The organism is Ideonella sp. B508-1, assembly GCF_000333615.1.
Taxonomy (GTDB): Bacteria; Pseudomonadota; Gammaproteobacteria; order Burkholderiales; family Burkholderiaceae_C; genus Ideonella.
This window is the reverse complement of the sequence record NZ_BADL01000007.1, coordinates 1-14186: the sequence shown is the minus strand read 5'-3', so window position 1 is coordinate 14186 and position 14186 is coordinate 1. Positions and strand designations below refer to the sequence as shown.

Sequence of the window (14186 nt, the reverse complement as noted above, 5' to 3'; positions counted from 1 at the left end):
CCGGGCGGCAGGCTGATGGAATGCAGCACCACCAGATCGATGGCCACGCCGGCCGGCGGGGGCCGAAGTTCGGCGAGGGCACGACCTGTGCGCCAGACCACCACCCCGCCTGCCAGTCCGGCCCGGCCGGCGGCGTCGACGCGGCGTTCACGAGGCTTCCGCCGTCGGCCCGTCGTCGCCTTCGGTGATGGCCAGGCGGGCCATGCGATAGCGCATCTGCCGCAGCGACAGTCCCAGGCTGCTGCCGGCGGCCGTGCGGTTGAAACCATGCTGGCGCAGCGCACGCACCAGGATGGCCCGCTCCACCTCGTCGAGGTAGGCCGCCAGGTCCGTGGGCAGGGGCTCGTCGCCACCGTCCTCGCCGGCCACGCCCCCCGCCGCCAGCGGGTGCGTCGGCGCAGCCGCCACCGCATCGCCGTCGCCCTGCCCATCGCCCAGCAGGGCCTCGGGCAGGCCCAGATCGCCGGCCTCGATGACCTCGTGTGTGCTCAGCGCGACGGCGCGGTGCAACAGGTTTTCCAGCTCGCGCACATTGCCGGGGAAGTGGTAGCGCTTCAGGCGGGCCCAGGCCTGCGCAGACAGCTGCGGCGATGGCCACACGCCCGCATCGCGGGCGATGCGTTCGAGCAGGGCCTGGCAGATCTCGTCGAGGTCCTGCAGGCGCTCACGCAGCGGCGGCACCGCGATGCGGATGACGTTCAGGCGGTAGAACAGATCCTGGCGGAAACGCCCGGCCGCCACCTCGGTCGCCAGGTCCTTGTGGGTGGCGCTGACGATGCGCACGTTCAAAGGCGTCTCGCTGACCGCGCCCACCGGCCGCACCGCGCGCTCCTGGATGACCCGCAGCAGCTTGGACTGCATGGCCAGCGGCAGGTCGCCGATCTCGTCGAGGAACAGGGTGCCGCCGTGCGCGGCCTGGAAGAAGCCAGCCCGGTCCTCCTGCGCACCGGTGAAGGCGCCCTTGCGATAGCCGAAGAACTCGGACTCCAGCAGATGCTCCGGGATGGCGCCGCAGTTCACCGCCACGAAGGCCTGGCCCGAGCGGGGGCTGACCTCGTGGATGGCGCGGGCCACCAGCTCCTTGCCGGTGCCGGACTCGCCCTGCACCAGCACCGGCGCCATGCTGCGCGCCACCTTCTCGACCAGCTCCCGCACCTCGCCCAGGGCAGCCGAACGGCCCACCAGCCGGGCCAGGGCCGACTGCGACAGCGGCCCGGCCGGCTGGGCCGGTGGCACCGGCGTGGCCACCCGGCCCAGGGCCGCGGCCACCACGGAGCGGAACTGCCGCAGGTCCACCGGCTTGGTGAGGTAGTCGAAGGCGCCCGCCTTGAGGGCTTCCACCGCGTTCTCGGCCGAGCCGTAGGCGGTGATCACGATGACCTTCTCCGGCCGGTGCGCCTGTTCGAGCTTGTGCATCAGCGTCATGCCGCTGCCATCAGGCAGGCGCATGTCGGTGATGACCAGGCTGAAGCGGCGCTGCTGCAGCAGGTCCCAGGCCTCGCCCACGCTGGCCGCAGTCTCCACCTCGTGGCCCTCGCGCAGCAGGCTGAGCTCGTACAGGGTCAGCAGATCGGGCTCGTCGTCGACCACGAGCACGCGGCCGGTCGAATGGGATTCGTTCATAGATGGAGTCGGGCCTCGTCGGGAACCACATCACGCCGCATCACCACGATGAACTGGTTGCAGCGGCGTTCGCCGGGCAGGCGCACAAAGTCGATGAGCGCCCCATGACGCTCGCACAGTTCCCGGCAGATGTACAGGCCCAGGCCGGTGCCGCGGCTGCGCGTGCTGTGGAAGGGCTCGAACAGGTGGGGTTCCACCTCCGCGGGAATAGGCTGGCCGTCATTGGCCACGGTCAGGCGCACAAAGTCGCCCTCCAGCGCCTCCAGCCGCAGCAGCACCGAGCCAGGCTGGTCGCTGGCGTGACGCAGCGCGTTGTCCAGCAGGTTGACCAGCACGCGACGCAGGTGGTCCGGGTCGAAGGACACGCCCAGGCCCTGGGTGGGCAGTTCCACCTTCAGGCGGCTGGCGCCGCCCAGGTTCAGGCCCACCGTGTGAGCCCACTCGCTGACGATGGTGCCCGTCTCGGCCACCGCATCCAGGCTGCGCGAGGGCGTGGTGCCGCCCGGTGCGGCCTCCAGCACGTCGTCCACGATGCGCCGCAGCCGCTCGACGTTGTCGGCGATGATGCGCACCAGGCGCTGCTGGTCGGCCCGCAAGGCGTCTTCCTGCAGCAGGGCATTGGCCTGCGCCACCGCCGCCAGCGGGTTGCGGATCTCGTGCGCCACCCCGGCGGAGATCCGGCCCATGGCCACCAGACGGTCCTGCCGCTGGCGTGCCAGCACCTGCCGGAGTTCCTCCACGAACAGCACCGCCAGCACCTCCTGGCTGCCGGGCCGGCCCGGCGTGGACTCGGCGGTCAGCCGCACGCCGCGGGTGAAGCGGGCCCGCACGCGGATGGACCGCGGCATCTCGCCGGCCGCCGCCACCGAGAGGTCCACCCCCTCGGGTGGCCAATGGCCAACCTCGTAGGCCCGTCGCACGGCATCCCTGAGCGCACGCCATCCCCGCTCCTGTCCCAAGGGGAACGGCGGCGCCGGGCAATGGCCCTGCTCGGACAGCAGGGCCCGCGCCGCCGGATTGGCCGCGCGCACGGTCCCGACCCGGTCCACCACCAGCACGCCATCGGACATCTCGTCGATCACCAGACGGTTGAGTTCCGCCTGCTGAAAGGCCAGCTCCAGGCTGTCCCGGGCGGCCTGCTCCTCGCGGGCCAGGCGCTGGGTCATCTGACCCGACACCAGGGAAATCATGAACAGGCCGGCGCCCGCCAGCCCGGCCTGGGACAGCAGCCCCGGCAGGTCGCCACCCTGCAAGCCCTTGTGGAAGGCCGTGACGAGCAGCAGCAGCGTGACCGCCGAGGCCGTGGCCAGGGCCGGCAGCCGGCTGCTGAGCACCCCGGCCATCAGCACCGGCAGCACCAGCAGCGCGCCGTAATTGAGCGCGGAGCTGGTGTCCAGCCAGTGCATCGCGCCGAAGAGCAGCACGTCCACGCCGATGGTGCTCCACCAATGCATGGCGCTCAGGCGCTGGGCCTGGGCGGCCCGGCGCTTCCACCACCACCAGCGCAGGCTGGCCTGGCCCGCGTAAATCCCCGCCAGCCAGAACACCGCACCCGGACCGCGGCCGCCGAGCCAGTTCAGCAAGCCCTGGGCAGCCACCAGCCCCAGACCGAGGGCGGCCCGCGCGAACAGGTAGGTGGTGTAGATGCGGCGCTGGGTGGCCCGCCCGCCATGCAGAAGACGGCGCACCCGGGCTGCCCAGAACGGGCCGTCGTCCGGCCCATCGGTCTCTTCGGAAAAGGCCACCGTGCTGCCGAACCAGGAGCTGTCGCGATCAGGGTCCGCCGCCTCCGGCGGGCTGGAACGGGGCCGGCTCACCCCCGCGCTCCCCGCGCTCCCTGCGCACGGTGGTCTTCACTGCAGAACCAGCGACCTTCGGCGTCCTGCACAGCCTCGGCCTGCGCCAGATGCAGGCCGCAGTGGGCGCACGCCACCATGGGCATGGGCCCGGGAGGGGCGCCTACCGGGCCAGGCCCAGCCTTCGCCGAACCGGCCCCGTCCCGGCGACGGCCCAGGGCCCAGAACAGGGCCAGCACCAGCAGGCCCAGCAACAGCAGGATCCTCGCCATGAAGGTCTCAGCCCGCGGCGCGCTGCAGCACCACTTCCAGCACGAAGCGGGAGCCCACATAGGCCAGCAGCAGCAGCAAGGCGCCGGCGTACAGCCAGCGGGTGGCCAGATGGCCCCGCCAGCCCCGCACGCGGCGGCCGATCAGCAGGGCCGCCAGCGTGGCCCAGCCCAGCAGGGACAGCACGGTCTTGTGATCCCAGCGCCAGTAGGCCGAGCTCAGGCCCAGGGCCAGGGCCAGGGTGAGCACCACGAAGCCGGCCTCCACGAAACGGAAGGTCAGGCGCTCCAGGCGCATCAGCGGCACGCCGAAGGTGCCGCTGCTGGTGCCGATGCCACCGCGCAGGCGCCGCTCGGCATTGTCCAGCAGCAGCGCATGCAACACCGCCGCACCGAACAGACCATAGGACAGCAGGCCCATCAGCCAATGCAGCGGCGCCCAGTGGGAATGGGCCACCACATGCAGCTCGCCCGGGAAGATCCAGGCCAGCGCCGCAGCCACCGCGCCGGTGGCCGCCAGGGTGCGCCGCAGGCGCGGCACCGGCAGCATGCGGCTTTCCAGCCCGTGGATGGCGATCACCAGCCAGACTGTGAGCGAGAGCACCGGCGCGAAGCCGATGCGAAGACCGGGCAGGCCATCGGCCCCGGGCCAGGCGTCCGACACCAGCACCAGGGCCTGCAGCCCCCAGGCGGCCACCAGGGCCTGCAGGGGCCAGCGGCGCTCGGGCCCGGCGGGCAGCGTGGCCAGCAGATAGGCGGCCACAGTCAGTGCCGTGGCCAGCGTCGTCGAAGCGGCGGGGGGGTCGGCGGCTAAAATCATCGCCACAGTTTACCGGCGCCCCCATCCGCCTTCCGTGCCGGAACGCAAAGGAGCGCACACCCCATGGCCACCACCCTCACCGACCGCCTGTCGCGCCTGGTCAAGACCATGCGCGGCCAGGCCCGCATCACCGAATCGAACGTCCAGGACATGCTGCGCGAAGTGCGCATGGCCCTGCTGGAAGCTGACGTGGCCCTGCCCGTCGTGAAGGACTTCATCGCCCGGGTCAAGGACAAGGCCCTGGGCCAGGAGGTGGTGGGCTCGCTCAACCCCGGTCAGGTCCTGGTCTCGGTCGTCCACAAGGAGCTCGCCGCCACCATGGGCGAGGGCGTGGCCGACATCAACCTGGCCGCCCAGCCACCTGCCATCATCCTGATGGCCGGCCTGCAGGGCGCCGGCAAGACGACCACCACCGCCAAGCTGGCCAAGCTGCTGATCGAGAAGCGCAAGAAGAAGGTGCTGACCGTCTCGGCCGACGTCTACCGCCCGGCCGCCATCGAGCAGCTGAAGACCGTCACCGGCCAGGCCGGGGCCGAGTGGTTCCCCTCCGCGCCCGACCAGAAGCCGCGCGACATCGCCCTGGCCGCCCTGGACTACGCCAAGAAGCACTACTTCGACGTGCTGCTGGTGGACACGGCCGGCCGGCTGGCGATCGACGAGGCCCTGATGGCCGAGATCCGCGAGCTGCATGCCACGCTGAACCCGGTCGAGACCCTGTTCGTGGTGGATGCCATGCAGGGCCAGGATGCGATCAACACCGCCAAGGCCTTCAAGGAGGCCCTGCCCCTGACCGGCGTGGTGCTGACCAAGCTGGACGGCGACTCGCGCGGTGGCGCCGCGCTGTCGGTGCGGCAGATCACCGGCGCGCCGATCAAGTTCGCCGGCGTCTCCGAGAAGATCGACGGCCTGGAGGTCTTCGACGCCGAGCGCCATGCCGGCCGCGTGCTGGGCATGGGCGACATCGTGGCCCTGGTGGAGGAGGTCCAGAAGGGTGTGGACCTGGAAGCCGCCCAGAAGCTGGCCGAGAAGGTCAAGTCCGGCGAGGGCTTTGACTTCAACGACTTCCTGTCGCAGATCAGCCAGATGAAGAAGATGGGCGGCCTGTCCAGCCTGATGGACAAGCTGCCCGCGCAGATGGCCGCCAAGGCCGGCCAGGCCGACATGGACCGGGCCGAGAAGGACATGCGCCGCATGGAGGGCATCATCAGCGCGATGACCGCCAAGGAGCGCACCAAGCCCTCGCTGCTGCTGGACCACAAGAGCAAGGCCAGCCGCAAGCGCCGCATCGCCCAGGGCGCGGGCGTGCAGGTTCAGGACGTGAACCGGGTGATCAACCAGTTCGACCAGATGCAGGGCATGATGAAAAAGATGAAGGGCGGCGGCCTCATGAAGATGATGAAGCGCCTGGGTGGCATGAAGGGCATGATGCCCCCGGGCATGTGACCTGGGGCACCCGGCTGCGCGGGTACGCGCAGCCACCCGCCGGGCGGGTTGACCCGGCCGGCTTCGGAGCGGCCGGGCGCTCGGCCGGGTTCCGCTCCGATGCCCGTCGCTACTCGAGCAGGGCCTGCGCAAACTCGCGCGCGCTGAAGGTCTGCAGGTCTTCGAGTTTCTCGCCCACACCGATGAAGTAGACCGGCACCGGGCCGGCCGCGCGCTCGCGCGCCCACAGCGCGATGGCCGCCAGCACGCCGCCCTTGGCAGTACCGTCCAGCTTGGTCACCACCAAACCTGTCAGGCCCAGGGCCTCGTCGAAGGCCTTGACCTGCGCCAGCGCGTTCTGGCCGGTGTTGCCGTCCACCACCAGCAGCACCTCGTGCGGGGCGCCGGCATCGGCCTTGGTGATCACGCGCTTGATCTTCTTGAGCTCCTCCATCAGGTGGAGCTGGGTGGGCAGGCGGCCGGCAGTGTCGGCGATCACCACGTCGCAGCCACGGGCACGGCCGGCGTTGACGGCGTCGAAGCTGACCGCGGCCGGGTCGCCCCCTTCCTGCGAGACGATCTCGACCTGGTTGCGCCCGGCCCAGACGGAGAGCTGCTCGCGCGCCGCGGCGCGGAAGGTGTCGGCCGCGGCCAGCAGCACCTTGGCGTCATGCTCGGCCAGGTAGCGGGTGAGCTTGCCGATGCTGGTGGTCTTGCCCGCACCGTTGACACCCACCACCATCATCACGGTGGTCGGGTGGCGGCCGATGGTCAGCGCGGCCTCCAGCGGCGCCAGCAGCTCGGCCACGGCGTCCACCAGCAGGCCCTTGACCTGGGACGGATCGGTGGCCTTGGCCTCCTTGACCCGGCGCTTGAGGTCAGTCAGCAGATGCTCGGTGGCCTTCACGCCGGCATCGGCCATCAGCAGGGCCGACTCCAGCTCCTCGTAGAGCGAGTCGTCGATCTGCGTGCCGGTGAAGACCTGGGCAATGCTGGAGCCGGTGCGCGCCAGCCCGGCCTTGAGGCGAGACAGCCAGCCCTGGCGGGCCGCGGGCGCGGCCTCTGCGACAGGCGGGGCCACGGGCTCGGCCACGGTGGCCTGGGGGACCGGCAGCGGCGCGGGCGGTGCCTCGACAGACACCGACACGGGAACCGGAGTGGACTCGGCGGGCGCCTCCACGGTCGGCGCCGGCGGCGCGGCCTTTTTGCGGAAGAAACTGAACATGCCCGTATTGTCACTGAGGGCTCGCCCAGCGCCAGTGGCTGGGCCAAAGGACGTGCCGGCGTGAACAACTTGGGGGTGCCGGACTGCGGATTTCCCGGGGGCCCCGCTCTATTCCCCAGTAAACAACTCCACAATGGTGCGACGGACGTCCACAGGAACCAGGGAGCCCCATGTCCAAACCGCTGCTGCTGTTGGTGGATGACGACTCGGAGACCGTTCAGATCCTGGGTCGCATGCTCGCCGGTGAAGGCCGCGTGCGCTTCGCGCTCAATGGCACGGACGCCTTGCGCCTGGCCCGCGAGCAACGCCCGGACCTCATCCTGTTGGATGCCGAGATGCCGGGCCTGGACGGCTTTGCCGTGTGCAAGGGCCTGAAGGGAGACCCCGAGCTCTCGCCCATTCCGATCATCTTCCTGACCAGCCACCACGACGCCCGCATCGAAGCCGCCGCACTGGATCTGGGGGCGGCCGATTTCGTCAACAAGCCGCCGGTGGCCTCGCAGGTGATCGCCCGCATCCGCGCGCAGCTTCGCGCCCGCCGCCTGGCGGCCTCGGCCCTGCAGCAGGCGGGGGCCCCTCCACCCACCGCGGGGGCCCCCCCGCCCCCCACCATCCTGATCGTGGATGACGACCTGATCGCCCAGGACGTGATGCGACGCGCCCTGGACGGCCTGGGCGCCCGCCTGCTGCTGGCCAACGATGGCGCCCAGGCCCTGCAGCTGGCCCAGTCCGACCCACCGGACCTGATCCTGCTGGACATCCAGATGCCCGATCAGGATGGCCTGCAACTGTGCGAACGGCTGCAGGCCCTGCCCCGGCTGCGTTCGGTGCCCGTGGTATTCGTCACCCGGCATGCCGACCCGGAGACCGAGGCCCGAGCCTTGGAAGCCGGCGGCACGGACTTCGTGACCAAGCCCTTCATCCCGGCGGTGCTGCAGGCCCGGCTGCGCAGCCTCCTGCGCAGCCGCCGCCAGGCCGATGCCGTCCTGCAGGCCGAACGGGAGCACTGGCGCCGGCTGGGCGACGACCGCATGGCCGACATCCTGGCGGTGGCACCGGAAGCCTTGCTGACCGCCGACGCACAGGGCCGCGTGGTGCTGGTCAACCAGGCCGCCTGCCGATTGCTGCAGGTTGACGAAGAGGAGGTGCTGGGCCACCCCTTGCCGCATTGGGTGCCGGCCGAAGCCTTGGACGGTGCGGCGCAGTCGCGCCGCGCACTGCTGCCCGCCAGGCAGGGAGACGCCATCCCGGTGGAGGTGGTGCGAGTGCCGCTGGGGCANGACGGCGAACGGCTGACCACCGTCTGGCTGCGGGATCTGCGCGGCCAGGAGCTCGCCGAGAAGGCCCGCCGCGACCAGCTGAGCGCGAAAACCGCGAGCCGCACCAAGACCTTGATGCTGTCCTACTTCGCCCACGAGATTCGCAATCCGCTCAACGGCATCTTGGGTTTGGGGCAGCTGATGGCGCTCGATGGCCAGCATCCCCTGCCGCCCGCCCAGGCCGAGCGGCTTCAGCAGATTAGCACCGCGGCAAAGATGCTGCAGGCCCTGATGCACGATGTGCTGGATGTCAACCGCTTCGAGACCGGACAGTTCCAGATCCAGTCCGAGCCTGTCGAGCTGAGCAGCCTGGTGCGCGACACCCTGCCCGCGCTCGGCACCCAGGCCGCCGGGCATCAGGTCCGGATCGATCTGCAGATCGCGGATCAGCCACTGTGGATCGCCGGCGATGCCGACCGCCTCAAGCAGTGCGTGCTCAACCTCGGCAGCAATGGCATCAAGTACAACTGCAGCGGCGGCCGGCTGACAGTGCGACTGACCCGGCACGGGGACTCGGCCGCCCTGTCCTTCCAGGATGAAGGGGCCGGTATGAGCCCCGAGCAACAGGCCCATCTGTTCGAGCCCTTCAACCGGCTGGGGCGCTCCGGTCAGGGCCATGGCATCGGCCTGGCGCTGACCCGGCAACTCGTGCTGGCCATGGGAGGACAACTGACCGTGCGTTCCGCCCCGGAAGACGGCACGACCGTGACCCTGGCGCTGCCGCTGACCCGCCCCGACACAGGGCCAGGAAACCCGGCGTGACGGAAGCGGCGACCCCGTCATGATCGCCCGGCACCGCCCGATCTGGCTCTGGCCCGCCGCCATCCTGCTGCTGGGGACACTGCTGTCCCTGCTGACTGCCTGGCAATGGGACGCCCGCAACCGGGCCCATGCGCAAAACGAGTTCGTCGACCGATCCGCGCGGCTGACCGCCCTCCTCACCGAGCGCATCCGCAGCTACGAATACGGCCTGCGGGGCCTGCGGGGCGCCGTGCTCACGGCGGGAGAGTGGCAACTGGATCTCGACCGCGTGCGGGTCTATGCCGCCTCGCGGGACATCCAGCAGGAATTCCCCGGTGCCCGAGGCTATGGTTTCATCCGGCGCATCGCGCCCGCTGAGCTGCCGCGCCTGCAGGCCCGCATGCTGCGCGAGCGCGGGCCCGGCAGCACGATCCACCAGATGGCGCCCCATGAAGGCCCGCTGGCGGTGATCGAGTACATCGAGCCCGAGGCCAGCAACCGCGCCGCCATCGGCCTGGACATCGCCTCGGAAGCCCACCGATGGGCCGCGGCGCTGGATGCGGCGCGCAGTGGCCAGGCCCGCTTGACCGCCCCCATCACCCTGGTGCAGGCCAGCGGCCAGGTCCAGCAGGGCTTTCTCTTCCTGCTGCCGATCTACCGCCCGGGCGCGCCACAGGACAGCCCGCAGGCGCGCGAGGCCGCCACCATCGGCTGGGCCTATGCCCCGCTGTCACTGGGGGAGATCCTGCAGAGCATGCACTGGGCCCAGGAGGGCTTTGCCCTGCGGCTGCGCGACCTCGGATCCGCGGAGCCCGGCCCCTTCTTTCAGAGCGGCCCGGCGGTTGGCCCGCAGGATCCGCACCAGAGCTTCGTCCGGTCGGTGTACGGCCGGCAGTGGGACATCGCGCTGGCCGCCCCGCCGGCCTTCACGAAGAGCCTGCATCTGACCTCCGCCTGGCTGGTGGCGATGGGCGGGCTGGTCGTGTCCCTGGCGCTGAGTGCCGCGGCCCTGATCGCCGCGGTGAGTCGCCGCCGCAAGATCATGTCCCAGGCCCTGCAGGCCCGCCTGGTCACCCTGATCGAGCATTCCAGCGATGCCATCATCGGCGAGACGGTCGAGGGCAACATCGTCAGCTGGAACCGCGCGGCGGAGCAGATCTTCGGCTACCGCGAGAGCGAGGTGCTGGGCCGGCAGGCCGCGCGCCTGCTCGACCCCATCGATGGTCTGGAGGAACAGAACCGGCGGCGCGCGCGCGTGCTCGGCAGAGAGCGTCTGCCCGCCTTCGACACCCAATGCCGCCACCGCGACGGCCAGTGGGTGGATGTGTCCATCACCCTGTCGGCCGTCACCGATGTGCACGGGGAGATCGTCGGCCTGGCCAAGACCATCCGCGACATCCGCGACCGCAAGCAGATCGAACGCAATCTGCGCGACTTCAATGCCCGGCTGGAAGAGGAGGTGCGGCAGCGCACGACCGAGCTGGAGGCGGCCCGGCGAGACCTGCAGACCATCCTCGACGCGGTGCCCTCGATGATCGGCTACTGGGACCGCCAGCTGATCAACCGCTTTGCCAACCATGCCTACCAGCGCTGGTTCGGCGTGGACCCCGGCCAGCTGCCAGGCCAAGGATTGGTCGACTTGCTGGGCCCCGAGTTGTTCGAGCAGAACCGGCCGATGATCGAAGCGGCCCTGCGGGGCGAGCCCCAGAGCTTCGAGCGCAGCATCCCGCGGCCCGATGGTCAGGGGGTGGCCCACTCGCTGGCGCATTACCTGCCGGACGTCCGGGACGGCGAGGTCCGGGGCTTCTACGTGCTGGTGCACGACGTCTCCGAACTGACCGAGAACCGCCTGCGCCTGAGTCAGGCCTTGCGAGAGAACGAGGCGCTGCTGTCCACCATCAAGTCACAGGCCTTGTACTCGGTCACCGACCGGGCCGGACGCATCATCGACGTCAACGACGGCTTCTGCCAGATCAGCGGCTACAGCCGGAAGGAGCTGATCGGGCAGACCCATCGCGTCGTCAACTCCGGGCACCACCCGCTGTCCTTCTGGCAGTCGATGTGGCGCACGGTGAGCAGTGGCCTGCCCTGGCACGGCGAAGTCTGCAATCTCACCAAGCAGGGCCAGCCCTATTGGGTGGACAGCATCATTGCGCCCTTTGTCGGCGCGGACGGCCGCATCGAGCGCTTCATCTCCATCCGCACCGACATCACCGAGCGCAAGAATGCCGAGCGGGACCTGGCTGAGAGTCGGGCCTTGCTGGAGCGCACTGGACGGCTGGCCGGCGTGGGCGGCTGGCAGCTGGACCTGCTCACCGGGCAGTTGGACTGGACCGTGCAGGTGCGGCTGCTCCACGGCCTGGCGGAAGACCACCAGCCCGATCTGGAGGAAGCCCTGGCCTTCTATCCGGGCGACGCCGGCAGCGCGGTGCGGCAGGCCATCCGCGAAGCCACCGAGCAGGGACGCAGCTGGGACCTCGAACTCCCCCTGGTCCGCAGGGATGGCCAGACCCTCTGGATCCGCAGCGTGGGCGAGCCCGAGTTCGCGCCCGAGCGCCCCCTCGGCCCGCCTGTGCGCTTGTTGGGTGCCATCCAGGACGTCACGGCCCGCCGCGCGGCCGATCAGGCCCTGCTGCGCCTGGAGGCCGCCGAAGCGGCCAGCGCCGCCAAGACCGCCTTCCTGGCCAACATGAGCCACGAGATCCGCACCCCCATGAATGCGGTGATCGGCCTGTCCTACCTGCTCGACCAGACCGAGCTCGACGGCGAGCAACGTGCCTGCCTGTCCAAGATCCAGATGGCCAGCCGCTCCCTGCTGGGCGTGATCAACGACGTGCTCGACGTGTCCAAGATCGAAGCCGGCGAGATGACCCTGGACGAGTCACCGTTCCGGCTGGACGAGCTGCTGCACGAACTGCGGGAATGGATGGCCCCGCAGGCCGAGGCCAAGGGGCTGGTGATGGCGCTGGAGGCCGACCCGGAAGTGCCCCAGGCACTGGTGGGCGATGCGCAACGCATCCGCCAGGTCTTCACCAACCTGCTGAGCAATGCCCTCAAGTTCACGGCGCAGGGCCGCATCGATCTGCACATCCATGCGACCGAGCGGGGCCCCGAGCGCGTGGTGCTGCGCTGCGAGGTGAGCGACACCGGCATCGGCATCCCCGAAGAAGTGCAGGCCCGTCTGTTCACGCCATTCACCCAGGCCGACACCTCCACCACCCGCCGCTACGGTGGCACCGGCCTGGGCCTGTCCATCGTGCGGCACTTCACCGAGCTGATGGGCGGCGAGGTGGGCGTCCACAGCCGCACGGGTGCGGGCGCCACCTTCTGGCTGACCCTGCCCTTGCGCCTGGACCAAGGTGGAGAGACCCGAGCGCCCGCCGAGCGGTCGATGAATCAGGCCCTGGAAGTGCTGATCGCCGACGACCTGGGCACCGACCGCAACATCCTGGCCGCCATGGCACGGGCCCTGGGCTGGCGGGCCGAAACCGTGAACTCGGCCCAGCAGCTGCGCGAGCGCCTGCGCGAGCGCCTGCGGCGCCAGCAGCCACCGGATGCGCTGGTGGCGGACCTGCACCTGGCCGACGCCTCGGCCCTGGAGGTGCTGGAGGAACTGGGCCAAGAGTTCGGCCGCCAGCAATTGCCCCCCTCGGTGATTCTCAGCGCGCAGAGCCCGCTGCCATCCAGCGAACTGGTGGACGGCACCATGGGCAAACCCGTGTCGCATTCGGAGCTCTTCAACGCGGTCAACGCGGCCGTGGCCCGCCGCGGCGACCGCTTCGACAAGGTCACCCAGTCCACCCGCCTGGACGCGGCCGGTGCCTGCTGGCTGCCGGGCATGCAGGTGCTGCTGGTGGACGACAGCGACATCAACCTGGAGGTGGCCCGCCGCATCCTGGAACGCGAAGGGGCGACGGTCACCGCCTGCAGCAATGGCCAGGAGGCCCTGGACCGGCTCGCCGCCGCCCCCGGCGGCTTCCATGCCGTGCTCATGGATGTCCAGATGCCTGTCATGGACGGGCACGAGGCCACCCGACGCCTGCGCCAGGATCTGGGCCAGCGGGATCTGCCCGTCATCGCCCTGACCGCCGGGGCCCTGGTGGCCGAACGTCAGCGTGCGCTGGAAAGCGGCATGAACGACTTCATCAGCAAGCCGCTGGACCCCCACGCCCTGATCCGCCTGCTGCGGCGTCATGTGGAGAACCGGCAAGGCAGCCCCTGGCCGGTGGGGCGGCGCCAGGTCTCCGTGGCAACCACCGCCTCTCACTGGCCACGCCTGCCGGAGGTCGACACCCGGGAGGCGGCCGAGCGCATCGGGGCCGATCCCACCGTCTTCCTGCGCATGCTGGACCGCCTGCTGACGGACTACCAGGACCTGCGTGCCCCCCCTGCCCGTGCGACGCTCGACACCGCCGCCCTGGCCGCCCGCCTGCACAAGCTGCGGGGCAGCGCCGGCATGCTGGGTGCCAAGGTGGTCCAACAGCTGGCAGGTGAGGCGGAGGTGCTGGCCCGCTCGGACACCGCGGAGGCCCCTTTGCGCGCGGCCCTGGATGCCCTGGCGCAAGGACTGACACGCCTGCACCGGCAGTCCGAGCACTTCCTGGCCGAGTTGCACCGCGAAGACGATCGCGCGGCCCGCGCACCTGCGCCGCCCCTGACCCTGACTGGCGCCACCCTGCGGGCCTGGGCTGAACTGCTGGAGGCGCAGGACCTGGCTGCGCTGGACCGTTTCGCCGAACTCGCCCCAGCCCTGCGCCAGCACATGGCGCCCCAGGATCTGGCCACCTTGAAGGACGCCACCGAGCGACTCTCATTCACCCAGGCGGCGGTCCTGGTGAACCGCTTGGCCGACAGCCTGGCGGACTGACAACAAAATTGTTGACGCCTCAAAAAAGTCGATGCTATAGTAGAGGGCTCTTGGCGCTTTAGCTCAGTCGGTTAGAGCGACGGAATCATAATCCGCAGGTCCGG

The 14186-nt window shown here is 70.4% G+C and carries 8 protein-coding genes; 3 read left to right on the top strand and 5 right to left on the bottom strand.

The genetic code is table 11. From position 1 onward, the window contains the following. Positions 1–147 precede the first annotated feature (147 nt). Genes I73_RS00490 through I73_RS00475 form a run of 4 tightly spaced genes read right to left on the bottom strand, consistent with a single transcriptional unit; the run spans position 148 to position 4508 of the window. Positions 148–1623, bottom strand: a complete 1476-nt coding sequence (locus I73_RS00490; protein ID WP_022978822.1) for a sigma-54 dependent transcriptional regulator — start codon at positions 1621–1623, stop codon at positions 148–150. After that, on the bottom strand, positions 1620–3440 hold the full coding sequence (locus I73_RS25140) for an ATP-binding protein (RefSeq protein WP_022978821.1): 1821 nt from the start codon (positions 3438–3440) through the stop codon (positions 1620–1622). Before I73_RS25140 ends, I73_RS00490 begins: the two co-directional genes overlap by 4 nt. Next, positions 3437–3691: a PP0621 family protein gene (locus tag I73_RS00480; protein ID WP_022978820.1), complete on the bottom strand. Its 255-nt coding sequence runs from the start codon at positions 3689–3691 to the stop codon at positions 3437–3439. Before I73_RS00480 ends, I73_RS25140 begins: the two co-directional genes overlap by 4 nt. Positions 3692–3698: 7 nt before the next feature. After that, the gene (locus tag I73_RS00475; protein ID WP_022978819.1) at positions 3699–4508 is read right to left on the bottom strand and encodes an inner membrane protein YpjD; all 810 of its coding nucleotides are present in this window, start codon (positions 4506–4508) and stop codon (positions 3699–3701) included. A 63-nt stretch (positions 4509–4571) separates the two neighbouring features. Between I73_RS00475 and ffh the strand changes: the two genes are divergently transcribed. Further along, positions 4572–5951: a signal recognition particle protein gene (ffh, locus tag I73_RS00470; RefSeq protein ID WP_022978818.1), complete on the top strand. Its 1380-nt coding sequence runs from the start codon at positions 4572–4574 to the stop codon at positions 5949–5951. A gap of 109 nt (positions 5952–6060) precedes the next feature. Here the strand turns inward: ffh and ftsY are convergent, their stop codons facing one another. Continuing rightward, positions 6061–7155 carry a signal recognition particle-docking protein FtsY gene (gene ftsY / locus I73_RS00465; protein WP_022978817.1) on the bottom strand — a complete coding sequence of 365 codons (1095 nt, stop codon included), beginning with the start codon at positions 7153–7155 and terminating at the stop codon, positions 6061–6063. A gap of 170 nt (positions 7156–7325) precedes the next feature. Between ftsY and I73_RS30575 the strand changes: the two genes are divergently transcribed. Next, positions 7326–9236 (top strand): response regulator, encoded by a 1911-nt coding sequence (locus I73_RS30575; protein WP_022978816.1) that lies wholly within the window; start codon positions 7326–7328, stop codon positions 9234–9236. A gap of 19 nt (positions 9237–9255) precedes the next feature. Next, positions 9256–14082 carry a PAS domain S-box protein gene (locus I73_RS25130; protein ID WP_022978815.1) on the top strand — a complete coding sequence of 1609 codons (4827 nt, stop codon included), beginning with the start codon at positions 9256–9258 and terminating at the stop codon, positions 14080–14082. Positions 14083–14186: the final 104 nt, after the last annotated feature.